Annotated in this window: 6 protein-coding genes; 5 read left to right on the plus strand and 1 reads right to left on the minus strand. The window is 43.1% G+C overall.

Annotation, left to right across the window (positions count from 1 at the left end):
* Window positions 1–385: 385 nt before the first annotated feature.
* The 5 genes from FNH22_RS06125 to FNH22_RS06145 all read left to right on the plus strand — a co-directional run bounded on the left by FNH22_RS06125 (window position 386) and on the right by FNH22_RS06145 (window position 15,080).
* Window positions 386–2,110 (plus strand): hypothetical protein, encoded by a 1,725-nt coding sequence (locus tag FNH22_RS06125; protein ID WP_143397458.1) that lies wholly within the window; start codon window positions 386–388, stop codon window positions 2,108–2,110.
* Window positions 2,111–2,116: 6 nt separating this feature from the next.
* Window positions 2,117–7,960, plus strand: coding sequence for a hypothetical protein (locus FNH22_RS06130; protein WP_143397459.1), 5,844 nt, complete (start codon window positions 2,117–2,119; stop codon window positions 7,958–7,960).
* Entirely contained in the window at window positions 7,960–9,939 is a 1,980-nt protein-coding gene (locus FNH22_RS06135; protein WP_143397460.1) for a fibronectin type III domain-containing protein, read from the plus strand. Before FNH22_RS06130 ends, FNH22_RS06135 begins: the two co-directional genes overlap by 1 nt.
* Before the next feature lie 3 nt (window positions 9,940–9,942).
* Window positions 9,943–11,022 (plus strand): hypothetical protein, encoded by a 1,080-nt coding sequence (locus FNH22_RS06140; RefSeq protein ID WP_143397461.1) that lies wholly within the window; start codon window positions 9,943–9,945, stop codon window positions 11,020–11,022.
* 92 nt (window positions 11,023–11,114) lie between these two features.
* A complete protein-coding gene (locus FNH22_RS06145) occupies window positions 11,115–15,080 on the plus strand; it encodes a PKD domain-containing protein (RefSeq protein ID WP_185154098.1) in 3,966 nt (1,321 codons plus the stop codon).
* Window positions 15,081–15,169: 89 nt separating this feature from the next.
* On the opposite strand, the gene FNH22_RS06150 is transcribed toward FNH22_RS06145, so the two are convergent.
* The gene (locus FNH22_RS06150; RefSeq protein ID WP_143397463.1) at window positions 15,170–16,009 is read right to left on the minus strand and encodes an AraC family transcriptional regulator; all 840 of its coding nucleotides are present in this window, start codon (window positions 16,007–16,009) and stop codon (window positions 15,170–15,172) included.
* Between the last annotated feature and the right edge of the window lie 80 nt (window positions 16,010–16,089).

Here is a 16,089-nt window from a genome sequence, read left to right on the forward strand (position 1 = left end):
CCACAGTGTAGATGAATATCCAACCGCAGGAAAAACATCAATTTCATACATGGCGACAAAATGGGATGAAATCAACTAAAATGAGTTAAAAATAAAAAATAAGCCCTCAAACTTGCTTGGCTTATCAGCATAAATAATTGTTCGCTTATACGGCATTCACGCTCTTTCAATGTACAACTTTTTGATAATCAAATACAAGAATTTCACACATAAGGAAGAAGGCTCATCAACAAGCTCTTATCAAAATCAAGCAACATAAAAACATGTTCTGAATCCATAGAATAAGCATTTTTCAGCATTGTCCATAAAATTGTCCATTGTTCAAAAAAGGTTTATCGACAGGATATTTTGACTTTTGGTTGAATTTAGTTGAACTAGGAATTTTTTGAAGAATTTATATTTTTTGGCATTTCTTTTCTTAGGATTCTCACTACAAAGCCAGGACCTGGAAACAGTGGTTGAAGATACTAAAGCTAAGGTAACGGGCTTTTGGGACGGTATAAAGAATGCAAAGCGCTTTGATCTTAAAGGTTCTGCCAACCTCTCAGGTCAATATTATACGGTAGATGGCATTGAGCCACGGTTCGACCCTTTTGTTTATACTTACGGAGGCAATGCAGACTTTTACCTCTACGGTATTCATATCCCCACTACCTTTTCCATCAGTAGTCTTACAAGTCGGTTAGGTCAGCAATTCAATCGGTTTGGCGCCAGTCCCAACTATCGGTGGATCCGGCTACATGGAGGATATCGTATGATGGACTTCTCCAGCTACACATTTTCAGGTGTGACCTTTTTAGGGGGTGGCATAGAGTTAACCCCAGGCAAATTCCATTTTTCTGCCTTCTATGGCCGGTTAAGAAAAGAAGTATCCGGAGACATCACCTCTGGCGGTCAAACCTTTTTTCTACCTTCTTTCAGACGTAATGGATACGGGTTCAAAACAGGGTATGATGATGGTAGGAAAAATATAAACCTGATCTTTCTGAAAGTCCAGGACGAAGAGAACTCCATAACTATACCGGAAGACGGTTCATTGCTACCCCAGGATAATCTGGTGTTGAGTCTGCAAGGTGGGATCGCACTCTTCGACCGAATACAGCTTAAAGGAGAACTTGCTAACAGTATTTTGAATAGAAATAAGCTGGCGCCCGAAATTAAGTTAGACCATTATCGTATCTACAACCAATTCGGAAGCATTTTCCAACCCACGAGTTCTACCGAGATCAACAATGCATTCAATACTTCGGTCAACTATGCTTTCGGCAACTACACTATAGGGGCTACTTACGAATACATTGATCCCGGGTACACCTCATTGGGCACCTTTTTTATCAATAATGACCTGGAGCGGTATACTATTGATTTCAGTGGTTCTTTATGGAAAGGTAAAATGAGTTTTTCCGGAAATGGTGGTAAGCAAAGCAATAACCTGGAAGACAATAATGCGGATAAGATAGTAAGAAACGCCATCTCCGGCAGTTTTAATCTCAACCCTGTCCCTTCGCTGAATATCTCAGGTAATTATTCCAATTACACCACACTCCAGGAATTTTTAATTGACTCGGAGTTAGATACGCTGGACTTCGTGCAGGTCAATAATAGCTACCAGGCATCTATCGCATACGGCTATGCCGTGGGAACCTGGCGTCATAATATATCCCTTAATGGCAACTATCAAACCGATGTTACCACCCCGGAAGCTCCTGATACACCGGATGAGCGAAGTTTTATTCAAAATGCCACCATCGCTTATCAACTAAAATACCGGCCTGCGAATCTATCCATTGTATTCGCTTACAATTTTAATGATTCCGATTTTGGAGCTACTCAAACAAGACGGGGGGGACCCTCCTTACGGGTAAGCAAGTTACTACTAAAAAAGAAACTGAAGCTCAATTTGAGTCACGCTTACTTCAATAATGACCAGCAGGGAAGCACCATCAATGGTATCCAAAACGCCCGACTGGGAGCAAACTATACAATCAGTAAAATGCACCTCTTAAAATTAGACTCCACGATGATTATCAGAAATCATAAGTCCGACGTAGTCCGGGGAGACTCTTTCACGGAGGTGATCACAAGACTGAGCTACAACTTTAGATTTTAGCAATCAATGAAGAGTATCTATTTGAAATACAATTTCATTACTACCCTACTCATCTTATTATTGAGTAGCAATACCCTGGCTCAAACCTCCAGGTTCCCAATAAGTGTATCTTTTAATGTGCCGCTACCACATCAGCAATCTTTGATCGGATATGTGGCTTCTGAAGGACGTCTCAACGCTTCATTACAATTTAATGGCAATGCCAATCAATGGGATACCCGTCTGAGGTTAACCATAGAAGGGATAACCAACAATGTCAGAATTCAAACAGATCCAAATACATTCATCGAGCCGTTAAGACTGAATCAGTTTGAGCTTACCAGTCTTAGCACCGCAGACCTCACTCCTTATTTTGATTATGCGAATGCCGTATACAAAGGAATATCCGCCAGGAACCTGGAAAGTAACGGCGGAGCGCTACCGGAAGGAATGTACCGATTTTGCCTTGAAGCACTTGATAATCGCACGCTTACGCCGTTGAGTAACCAGGTTTGTGCAAATGTGAATATCATTGTCCGGCAGCCTCCCCTGCTCAACAGGCCCACTTGTGGTGAAGTGATCAAATTCTCACAGCAGCAAAATTTCTCTTTGAGCTGGGGGTCGGTACCCGGAATTAGTGACTATCGTTTGACAATAGCCGAGGTTTTGGAAGGTCGCACGCCGATGGATGCTTTGGAAGTCAACAATCCAAACATGGAGACCTTCGAGGTAATGGGCAACTTCTTCCAAATTCCCCAGGACGCCTTTCTCCGGCTGAAACAAGGGCACCAATATGTATATCGTGTACGCGCCGTAGATCCATTAGAACAAACCAACCTTTTCAACGATGGGTTGAGCACTATTTGTACGTTCCAGTATGGGTATAAAGTAGATGGTTCATTGACGCTGACTGAACCTGCAAATCAAGAAGTTATTCCTCCGGTGGCATCCACCGTTTTTAAATGGAGCAGTCCAAACAACCTCAGCAAGCAACAACAACTCAACTATCGTATAAGAATTGTAGCAATAGAAGAAGGAGATGACCCTGATGATGCGATTCAAAACAATACTACAGTATACGCAGACAGCACACGATATACCAATGGTTCTTCGGAATGGAGCATGCGCCTTAGAGAATCCCTGGTACCGGAGAAAAAATATGCCTGGCAGGTAAAAGCTTTTACAGAAGGTATTGAGATCGCTGCCAGTGAGGTCAGGACCTTTGAAACCTCCCCACTCATCTCAGAGGTACACGCCGGCAAACATGTTATTGCCATTACCACGCTTGAGGAAGGCACAACATTCTCCAATTTTTCAGGAAAAGGAACACTCATCCTGGATGCTGACAGTAACCGGTACGAGGTATCATTTGCTAACCTGGAAGTGCAGCTCTATTCAGGAAGGATAATTCTGAAAAATGGGACTATAACGTATGATCTGCCTGAAGAATTTGAAGATATTTCACTAACGCCCAAAGAAGCTAAAAATGCTGAGGCCATATTCTACCCCGAGAAAGTCCAATTGGATAAGTATGCACTACAAATATTCGGGCAAGTGCGATGGGACCTGCCATTCCTAATGAATGAGGGATCAAAGCAAGATATCTCTTCTAAAAAGATATGGGCAAATTACGACGAACTAAGAATCAATGACAAATTTCCCCTCGAATCAGGGAACTACTTCAATTTCCTGGACCCTTATGACCTACGATTACTGCTTTTAGAGGACAAGGCGGACTTTTTAGTAAGCAATAATACTTATCAACAGCGCTTTTTTGGCCAGTTCATACTCCCTGGTGCCATTGATGGCAATGAGATGGATAGCGTTAGTTTCCAGTTTCGGAATTTCAACCAGCTTTTCTACAATCGTATGGAAGAAAATGCCAGCAACGGACTTGCACTCTCTTCAAACGCTAAATTTCATCTGGTTCCTAAAATCACAGTGTTTGATCTTGATGATGGTCAGTCTCCGGGCATCCGATCATCAGATCAAATATGGAAGGGGGTTTATTTTGAGCAATATGATGTGGTATTGGAGAAAAAATTTGACAGCAATCATTTCGTATTACCTGAGACCATCACACACCCCATCGTCCAGGGGCAATCGACTGACCACGAAGCAGAAGTATCTACCAGTGGTTTGCAGTTTAGAATGAAGCTGTCCTATGATTCATCAGACCTGGTAACGTTCAATACATTCGGCGGTCATCTGCGACAGGTTGAGTTTTCCATTGTGGATAATTTGATTGAAAAAGGCCTTTTTGAAGCTTCTATCCACGTTCCTTTTATCCGTGATGAAGTGATCGACTGTGAAGTCACCTTGACGGACGAGGGGTTCGAAAATGACCAATTGCAGACAGATCTGTCATTTCATACCATCGCTTTTGGAGACAAGACTTCAGACGACCGATTCCATGCTTCTGCCACACTCATTGAGACGCCCTATTTCGACGCTTTCAATGCGCTTAAAACAGACCTGGATTTTCGATGGGACCATTTTGAGATTACCCTTGATGATGTTACAGACCTTAAGATCTGGGGAAATGGAAAGGTGGGTTTCAACACACCCGGAGGTAGGTATCAGCTAGATGAATACGTGGTAGCGCGACTGGACCAATATGAGATCACCGTTTTTGACCTTGGTTTCGAGCTCTACAAATCTATCTATGCCGCTTCCACAGGTTACCAGATCTCTTTCGGTGAAGATATCACCGGTAGAAATGGCAATCCTGTAGCATCGGAATTCATCACGGCCCGGGGTTTTGACCGGCCCAGGTACCAAAGCTCAACAGGATCTGATCCCGGGGCCCTGGAAAATCCTGCTGAAGTTCAGCAGCCATCATTAATTGGTGAGGACAGAACGGACCTTAACGACAGGCGAAAAATACTGGACAATCAAACATCACATTGGGGAAACTTCACAGAAGGGAACGATAGCTTTTACAACCATCATAAAGCCGGGGAAGGCGCTATGAAAAATTTTAGCGTTGAGCCCTATTCCTCTTTCTACTTCAAGATGAACCTATTGGTAATTATCGCTGAGTTCAGTGGCTTCAGGGTAAAAGATGATCCTGAATGGGGGGATTGTACAACAGGATTTGGTTCTGCCCTGATCCGGTTCCCATTTGAATACAATGGTAGCGCAAAAATCACCCTGGGAAAGACAACAGGTGATGACCCGTTCAACTACTGGATGTTTGATGTCTCTTACGGTATGGGAGAGTTTGCCAACATAACGAATCCCATAGATGATATGATCTACAAAAAGTTAAACTCATCAGATAAAGATAACTATGGGATAGGTCAGAGAGTAAATGCTGCCGAACATTTGGAATATGAAAAACAGGAGGAGCTTGAAAGACTGATAGAAGAGCAAGAAGATGACATCAATATGTCAAAATTAAGGGAGAAGGAGGATGCAATGGCAAAAGCACAACAAGAACTTGATTTGCTCAGGGACAAATCTACAGATAGAGAATATCAGCAAGCAAAAGATGCTTATGAAAATGCGGATCGAGTATTAGAAGAGAGAATAAAGGAATTAGAGGCTCCATATACGGAGCTTAAAAAGGAAATTGACCACCTGCAAAAAGAGAGTATTGACAAAAAAAAGGCTTTTGATGAAGCTAAGCAAAGACTCAAAGATCATGGCAATATGCTTGTTAAAAACCCTAAGCTGCGACAGTTGCAGGAGAAAGCAAACATGCATAAGGAGAAAGGAGAAAAAGCGGAACTTGCTGCAGTAAAGAGGGAATATAAGCAAATATTGGAAGGGCTTCAGGACCATTCTCATAAAAAAGATTATGAAGAAAAAAAGCGTGCTTATGAGCAAAATGAGGCAACAATAATCGAGAAAAAAAAGAAGTTAAAAAAGACTGCTACTGCTCGGTTTAAACGAGAAATCGACTACCTGAAAAAAGATAGAAACAAGAAAAGAGATTATTTCAAAGTTGCAGCTAACAGAAAAAATCAAAGAAGGGAAATAAAAAAGGTCACTACGATCGATGCGCTGGAAGAAAAAGTTGCCAGGCTTAAAAAACAAGTAAAAAAAGAGAATGACCGGTTATCTCCAGAAGACCTGGATGACCTAAAAAAACTTAAATCCAAAGAGTTGGAACTTGAAAAAGAGCAAAAAAAATATAATGACTTCATAAAAGCGAACAAGCATATTGTAGAAAAAGAAGAGAAGTTAGAAAAGGACGTGAAAGAGATACCAAAGCTGATTGATCGCAATAAGATAGATATTGTTGTAAACGACAGTATGTTGAAAACAGCTAGACAAAACAAAGCCAATAACGAGGAAATAGCTGAATTGCTTTCAAGGAGGTCTGCATTGCAGGAAAAGCACGAGAACCTAACCAAAAAGATGAATGATGCAAATGCTTTATTAAATGAACACAATAAATGGAAGGGAGTAGCTTTATACAACGCAAAAGAACGATTAAGAAAAAAAACAGAAAATATCCGGAATGAGATAGACAAAATAAAGGCAAAAAGAACCCAAGAATGGAGTAATCGAAAGCCGGAAAAAAGTGCATTCCTGGATAAAAAATCAAAAGAATTATCTAAAATAAAAACTTACGTAGAAGACCGAGAGACTATATCAGAGCGTGATACTGATCCGGATAAGGTAGGTGCTCTTTATAAAAATACAGCCAAAAGATTAGCAGGTAGCCAGAAAAATGCCTTGACCGACCAGCTTAAGGGTACGGCGAAAAACTTCCGAAAAAGGCCTAATTCAGCAATGTTCCCAAATGTTATTGTTCGCAAAGAAATGACTGGGGTCAGAAAAGCGCTTTTAGATGGAATCCCTATGGGGCCCATCACAATGACCGGGGGAATGGTCCGGGTATTCAAACACATGAACTACGACCTGGATGATGATACCAAAAAACTAATAGATACTTACAACGGAGCAACAGGTACAGACAATACTGAAGATGCAAAAGCCCTGGCTGACTTACTTCGTCAAAGTACAGTAAGTAACGCAATGGCCGGTTCAACTTTAGGCACATCAACGGATAACAGTGTCGTTTTCAAGCCTGACCGAAATGTAATTGGAGGAATGACTGTGGCTACGTCCATTATAGATACACCCACTTTTGGCGCCACCTTTAGTGGAACAGCCACACTTGATGTGGGTTTTGGCGAGTCCGGTTTCTTTCGCCTGGATACTTCCATGGATCTATTTAACATGAGAACCATAAGCCGGGTGGTAGACTATTCTATGTTTCAATCCAGGGCAACCGCATTTTTTTCCTGGGATAAGAAAGGGTTAAAAACAGGCGCTCTGACCGCCGACTTCGTCACAGGGTCTAACGTTTTATGTGGGGAAGGGGACCTGGCTTTTCTCTATTACCGTGAATCGGACTTTCATAATGTCATTTTGGAAGTAGGAAAACCGGATAAAAGAGTGTACCTGCTACCCGGATGCTTGGGAATGAGATGGTCCACCTACTTCAAGTATTCAAAACTACGTGCAGGCACGGATCTCGAATTACATTTAGCAGCAGGCCTGGGAGCAGAATTCAGAACGCCCCAGATCAATCTACAGGTTGTGGTGGTAAAAGGCCGCGCCAAGGCTTTTATCGACCTCGGCCTCATTGTTGGCGCAGAGATCAACCCTAAGTTCCGGTTCACCAAAGTAGGAGGCTTTTTGGAAGGTAATATCGGTGCATACATCGACTACGAAGTGCCGGTTGCCGGTAAATATGGTACGCTTACAATAGCTGAATTCTATGCGTTGGCCAGGATATTAGGGACCTGGCCTGAAGATAAGCCTATGAACGTTGAGGCTGACGTGTTAGTACGATTCAAAGTGATAGGGATGAGTAAGGAGATCACATTCAACTATAAGAAGGAAATAGGATAATGAAAAGAAGGCATTGGATAACAATGGGTCTATTGGGTATCACATGTTGCGGGCTGGCGCAAGATAACAAACAACTGTTGATCACATCAGCAGAACATCCGGTAAAAGGTCAACTGGTGACCCGGTTAAAATGGCTGGTTAACGACTTTGACCTTTCCAAAGAGTACCATGTATTTCGCAGACTTTCAGGCGCTAAGAAATGGGACATGCTCACCGAAACCCCGGTGAAGTACAAAGACTTTCAGCTCACTCCTTTTTTGGCCAATGATAGTAAGATCCGGCATTATTTAAACTTACTACAAAGTATCCACGGGCCTATGCCGGACCTTATTCAGTTCGGACTGATGGTAAAAGTGCTTGAAGAAAATGAATTCGCGAAGTACCTGGGCATTGCCTTTGATGATAGTACTGCGGTGCCAGGTTCAGTTTACGATTATAAAGTCACGGAGCTAATTGCTAAAAAATCAGGAAAGAAAAAGAACAATGATTTACTCCAGTTACTTAGTTATGACTCCAAACAGGCAGCCATCCCCGATCCACCCCAGTCCATCGTCTTTGAAGAGCTGGAAAAAGAAGTGGAGTTCTACTGGCAACCTGAGCCGGACAGGTACTTTGGGGTCAACCTGTATCGTGCCGTCAAGGGCGAAGACACCCTTAAAATAAACAAAGACATTATTATCCCTGTACAATCGAAAAATGCAGAAGGTTTTTTTGACTATCCTGATGTAATGTATGCTGATTCCTCTTTAATTCCCGGGATCACCTATCACTATCACCTTGCAGCCATTGACTTTTTTGGTATTGAATCTACCCCGAGTCAATCTTTCGAAGTCACCTTAACGGATAAAATCCCTCCAAAACCCCCAAAATTAGAGAAGTTGGTGCCTTATCCGGATGGCCGGGTGGAGATCGCCTGGACTGCCAATGAAGAACCTGATCTTAATGGATTCAGACTTTACCGGTTCAACAGCCTGAACGACTCCGTCAGTCATCTTTTAACCCCCAAACCTATCACAAACCCTTCCTTCCAGGACCTGCTGACCAGGTCCGGTGTTTATCGCTACCAGGTGGTAGCAGAAGACCTTTCAGGCAATATCAGTGAATCACCCATCGAAATGGTCCACCTCAAAGACAAGATCCCACCTGTACGGGTTTCCAGTTTCACAGCAACGCTGGACTCTGTGTTTGTAACGATGCACTGGGAGGCTTCACCGTCTGAAGATGTGTGGGGCTACCGGGTTTATCGTTCCGCTTTTGGCCGGAATGAAAATCATTTTTCACTCATCACTGACGGGATCATTAGGGGTCAAAGTCATACAGATACACTTCCCAGTCATGTGAAAAGTGAATTTACCTACAGAGTAGTGGCATTGGATACTTCCATGAACTCAAGTGAGGGCGCCTATGCAACACTTGCCTTACCAGATTACCGGGCGCCGGGCACTCCGGCCATCATAGGGATCCGGGAAAACATGAAAAAATATACCTTGACCTGGAGAGCGCGAAGAGAGCGGGATTTAGCACAGTATACGGTCTATTATCGAGCTCCGGAAGGAGACTGGGAAAACGTCGGTACGTACAAAAACACCGAGTATCCCATCCCGGATGAAATGGAGCAGGGTGACTTCAGGCTTACTGCTACGGATGAAAGCGGGAACGAGTCCCCTCCATCCGATGTCATTTCGTTTCATCGCCCGGAAACCAGGGACAACATCATTTATAAACAGTTTGACGTCATTCCCGAAGAGAACGGTATCCGGTTACGATGGTCTACTAATAACGAAACCTCGATGAAGGGACATGCCATCTACAGAAAGGCTGTCAATGGCAATTATGAAAGAGTATCTGAACTAATTACCGAAAACAATTTCCTGGATACCCCTAAAACCGGGAATACCTATTCTTACCAGCTCAGGGGATATACGAAGTCAGGGAAGATCATTCAATCCATTGAAAAAACATCACATTCTAACTATTGAAACATGAAAAAGATAAGTTGCTTCCTGCTCACGTTTTTCGCCTGTTCGGCTTACGCACAGGTATTCATTGGTACCACAAGAGGTATTCCTGAAGATTGGGCTTCATTACAGTTGGAAAGAAGCGCTGTTACCAAGGCTTTTGTACCGTCCGGGGGAAATGAGCAGTGGATCTTAAGTTTACGGGATACGCATCAGTTTCCAACCATCACATCGCCCAACCTGGGAGGTTTGCTGATGTATAATACGGATGCTTCTTATTTCAACTTTTGGGACCACAATGCTAAACGATATAGAATCCTCAACCCATGGGTGGTAAGCTGGCGTGATGCGACGGATGTGATCTCCGGAAATATCGCTCATTTCCATCATCTCTCAAACCCTAAGATCGGAATAGGTACAGATACACCTGAAAATACCCTGGAAATAGCAGGTGAAATGGTAATAGGCAGGGGGTATACCAATCGTAATGAGACTGCTCCTGAAAATGGGTTAAAGGTGGAGGGTGAGATACAGGGCATAGGAATGACCCCGCCCGGCGGAGTGATCATGTTCCATGGCACCACTTCCGGAAAATTTGATGGTTCCGGGCTTGGTATTGAAGGCACCCCTTACGAAGGCTGGGCACTATGTAACAGTAAGAATAATACACCTGATTTGCAGGGCCGTTTTATAGTAGGAACGGGATCCAATGGCAGCAATGCATATGCGCTGGATGACCAGGGAGGAGAAGATGAAGTGACCCTGGGTATAGATCAAATGCCAAGTCATAATCATGGCGACCAAGGCAGCAATTTAACATCTTCGACCAGGGATCATACTCACTATGTAGCACGGAATGCAGAAAGCCAACAATCTTTAAGCATAAATATTTATGGGCCTAAGACATTAAGCGCAGAGGGGTCGAGGACCGGCCCGAATCAAGACTGGAATTACCAATTAAACAGACGTGACGAAGTTGCAAATGTAGGAAGGTCTAGCCCTGCAGGTGGTCATAGCCACATCATTGAGGAAAGAGGAGGAGGACTAGCCCATGAAAACCGGCCCACGTACTATGCGCTGGCTTATATTATGCGACTGAAGTAAAAAGTAAGCTCATGGTTGAGAGATGAACAGCGTGGAGCTCAGCAAAGAAGACAAACACGCACATAGAAAAATAAGGAGCTAAAAAAATGAAGATGAAAACTATTATACTGTACCTGGTATCATTCATCACATTTCACATTGTGACGGCACAGGAAGGCGGTCAGGTGATGGTAGGGAATGCCTCCCAGGCGGGGGTTATTGCCGTCAAAGAAGGGTTCTTCAATATCGATGGAAATCTCGAAATAACCCAAGGTATACTTGACGGAAACGGGACGATCACTTTGGATCAGGACCTGGTGAACCAGTCTCCGGGAGACTTGACAAACAAAGGTTCTGTCACACTATTTCTCAATGGCGATAAGGCGCAGTTTATCCGACCTGTCACACACCCGATACGATTTAGAAAAGTTATTGTCAAGAACGGAACCGATTCAGTGCGAATCGTCAAAGGACAATTTCATGTATTCGATTCCCTGGTTTTTGAAACAGGAAATCTTTTTCTTGATACGGCTACACTGGTGCTCGATTCGGAAGCTCCTCCTGCTGCTCCTATCCTTATGGGAAGCATCATCAATGAGCGTGTGAAAAGCCGAATTATTCCTACCCGGAGGGATAGCATTGTTTTCGATCACTTTCTCACCGGCACAGAGTTAAATAACCTGAATCCCGGGAACCTGGGTATTACCATGACTGCCACTACCTCGCTCACCTCAATCGTAAGAAAGCATACGCCCTCCGACCTGGAAAATTCGAGTATTTCAAGATCCTATCAATTGTTTAATGCTTCGCCCGCATCAGGTACCTATGATTTGGCCTTACACTATTTTGAAAACATTGAATCTTCATTTTTTCCTAAAAAGTCGGTACAGTTTACCGGTAGTAGCGATAAGATCATCCGACTTCCTGAAGTTGCGTCTGGCATTTTGGCGAATAGTTACACCATAGAAGTAAGGCTGAGATCGGAAGACCTGTCCGGAAGATCATTTTTAGTACTTAAAGATAACGTCTTTTTAATGGGTATTGCAGCCGGCACGAATACTCCTGAATTGGTACATATTGACGAAAATAAGCGACACTTTATCACCGGCACCTCTTATGATCTGGGAGATGGGCTTTCTCATCTTTTGACCGCACGCTATGATGCTGTCTTACGCGAGCTATCACTCTTTATAGATGGTGTATTAGTCGCGAAAGAGACCGAAGTATCACCTGCTAAATATATCAATGACGATCGCATCCGTTTAGGGCAGCAATACCGGGGTAACTTATCAGAAGCAAGGTTTTGGAGCACGGCCCTGGAGGATCACACCATCAGGGCTAATGCCCTTAAGTTCCTCAGCGGGTCTGAACCTGGGTTATTTGCTTATTACGATTTTGAAGGAGATGAAACGGTCCTGGAAGATAAGGGGGGAGATCTTGATGGCGAGTTTTTCGATGGTTTGCAAAACAACTGGATAACAGACACCACGGCGGTTCCGTCTTCTTTATTAACTGCCTGGCAAAAAAACGACTCTCCGGCTTATGTTAACCGGGGGGGTGAATATTCAGGGGATCCGAGCAGGATCCGCACAACGGGAGAAGGCGATGTACTTGGTAAATGGACTGCAAGTTACTGCACTCCCCCTCCTCTAACGATCAGTGACTACACCATTTGCAATGGTAACACAGTAAGATTGACCGTAGAAGAAACCAACTACACTTCTTATACCTGGTATATTGGCGATTCACTCGTGAGGAAAGGCACTGACCCTTTTTATGAATTTATTCCAAAAAATGATCTAACACGGGTAAATGTACGGGTTATAGACGATAAAAATTGTGATAATAGCGCGGTCAGTACGATCAAATTTTTCGATGATCCTGAGCTATTGATCTCTGAGCTATCAGGTAGTGATACCTTAGCCATCGCAAACAAGACCACCAGTTTCTGTCCCGGATCAGCTAGTATGTTATTTGGCGGAGATTGGTCTTCTTATCGTTGGACTTACCATTCGTTTGATTTCATCCCTGCTGTCGAGGGCCTGGGAACACAAGCAAATGTTTTAGCGGACAAGGCAGGAAATTATGTTCTTACTGTAGCCAATATCCACGGGTGTGAGACGACGGATACGGTTGTGGTCTTTGAGCGCGCAAGACCTGCCTTTACTCTTCAAGATTCCAAAATTTGCCAGGGTGACAGTGCGTTATTTTCAACGAGCCTGAGCAGCGCTGATTTTAACTTTAAATGGGAATTACAGGGCCAGATAGTTTCTACCAAATCGGAATTCTATGCATTGAACGAAGGAAATTATACCTTAACAGTAACGAATGCATTAAGTTGCACTACGATAGATACTGCAGAACTAACTTTTTTTGAGCCTGCCAAGCTCGATTTAGTCCGTGATTCTGTTGCTTTTTGCAGAGGTACCGCTGCTCTTCTCGAAGTAGCTAACCCTATTGCTGGCTACACTTATGAGTGGTATGATGGGGCAAACAATTTCTTACAAAATAGTGCACAAGTAGTGATTAGCAATGCGGGTATATATCATGTTCAGGCAACGTCCTCCTTTAACCTTGGCGGCTGTACTACAAGCAAAGAAATCGCCACCTATGCATTGAATTTACCCTCTTTCGAATTACCAGATACGGTAGCCTTTTGCGGTCAAACCACAATTTCCATAAAAAACGACTTTGATCAGTATACCTGGCTTAATCAAAAAAACCGGTTTGTGGCGAGTACTACCAACATACTCACGACAGGCACACATGGTATCTATGAGGTAACTGCGATCAATTCCCTGGGATGTAGCAGCACACAAGAGATACTGTTAATCCCCGACCCTGTTCTGGGATGTGTCGCCAATGATTCAGTTTCAATATGTACAGCCAGCGCCGATTTTCCTATACAAGATCAATATATAAAATGCAGTGAGGAAGTGCTTTCCTTTACACTTGATCCGAGCTTTCAAAATGTGACCTGGTTTGACACTAATTATAGAGTCTTAAGTACAGGGAATAATTGGAATCTAACAAATGCCGGCAGGTATTCCGTATCCGTGACTACAGACAGTTGTGCCATTTTAAAAGACTTTGAAATCAGCTTTTTTGATCAACCTGTATCTAATCTCACTTCCTTTATTTCTTCCTGTGACCAGGAAGTGGTACTGGGTGAAGGACTTCGTGAATTAAACCCCGGAGCAACCATTCGCTGGCAGGAAGAGGCCAGCGGAGATCTGTTGACGGTCACAGAATCCGGCACCTATACCGTCCGGATCGAAACAGAGGATAAATGCATCCAAACGTTTGAGACAGAAGTGGCCTTAAGGACTACGGACCTCATCCAACTGCCTGAAGCCATCAACATCAATTGTGAAGGGATCACACTTGACCCGGGAAACCTTGGATTTTCATACACCTGGTCGGACGGTAGCAACAACCAAAATTTATTCGTAGATAATTCCGGTATTTATTCTGTTGAGGTAGTTTCAGAGTTTGGATGCGTGGATTTCAGGGAAGTAAACGTCATATTGAATCCCCCTACAGATTCTGCTTTCTTTTTAGGAGTGCTGGAAGCATTTGTGAGTGATACCATCTTTTTCATAGGCCTGCCCACCAGTGAGCCGAACTGGTATTCATGGGATTTTGGTGATGGCAACGGCAGTGATGAAATAATTCCCGCCCATATCTACACTGATTCCGGCCGCTATGAAATAAGACTTACTACCGAATTTGAAAATGGATGTATCGATGAGTATGCTTACCCAATAGATATATTGCCTCTCCCCTTTAATCCAAAAGGAGGAAGGCCCGGAACTTTAGTGGTTGAAAATATCCTGGAATTTTCTGTTTCACCTAATCCGACCGAAAGCAAACTTCTGGCTAAAGTTGTTTTTAATGAAAAGACCTCAGGAGTTTTAGAGCTAATTTCCGGTCACAACAGCGTCATTGACGTTCGTTCGTTAGAGAACAATACAGATTTTGTAGAAATGTTTGACCTTACACCGATGGCATCAGGTGTATACATTCTGAGGTTAATAATAGAAGATGAAAGCAGGAGCCTTCGGGTGGTTAAGCTTTAAAAGCTCGAATCATTGGGAGTGATAAAGAAAAGTTGATGCTGTTTTCTATAGTTAATGAATAGCTTCAGCGTGACCCGGAAAAACTCCTTTTAACCTCCCACCTGCTCCCGGTACCTTTTTCGAAAATCAAGGGGTGAATATCCCTTATATTTTTTGAACTGCTTGAAAAAGAAAGGTAAGCTCTCATAACCACAAGAATACCCTATCTCCGCCACCTGTTGGTCCGTTTCTATCAGTAACCTCCCTGCCCTGTTGACCCGATATTCATTGAGGAAAGAGAAAAATGGCTTTTGCATTCTCTTACTAAAAAAACGTGAGAAAGATTCATTGGTCATACTTAGCAAGGTAGCCATTTGCGCTAAAGTGATCCTTTCCTGAAAGTGGGCGCTCAGGTACTGATGTATAAGATCAAGCCTGTCATTTGTTCTTTTTGATGTATCAATTTGATAACTGGCGCTTGCCAGTAGTTGATAATTTTTAGATTGGGTGAGTTGATGTAAGAGGCTAATAAACCGGGTAAATCTCAAAAAAGGTTCCCTGGTCAATACAAGTTGCAGAAATACCTCTTTCAGGTCTTCTGAAAATCTGACGCCTCGCTGCGACAATGTTAATAGATGATGGATAGCGTTGAACTCCGGGATCTTGGGTAACGCACTGCCCTGCCATTGGATGACAACAGACTTTGCTCCATTACTTGATGCGCTGGTTCTCCAGCAGTGCGGAAGTCCGGTACCTAACAAAACCATATCCCCGGGCGCATAAGCGCTCACGTCATTACCCACATATCGCATCCCTATTCCTTTAAGAATTAGTGTTAGTTCATATTCCGGATGATAATGCCAGGGGGCATTAAAAGTTTTGTCCTCATAGATGAATGCTGTAATAGCCTCTTCATCTCCACTATATACCTTTTCAAAAACTGCCTTCAAAGTTCCTTTTTTAGCATCTTTAAAACTGAATCGTCAAATAAATGCTAAAATAGTTTACTTTTTTAACAAAATAGGAAAAT

Source organism: Fulvivirga sp. M361 (assembly GCF_007097395.1).
Taxonomy (GTDB): domain Bacteria; phylum Bacteroidota; class Bacteroidia; order Cytophagales; family Cyclobacteriaceae; genus Fulvivirga.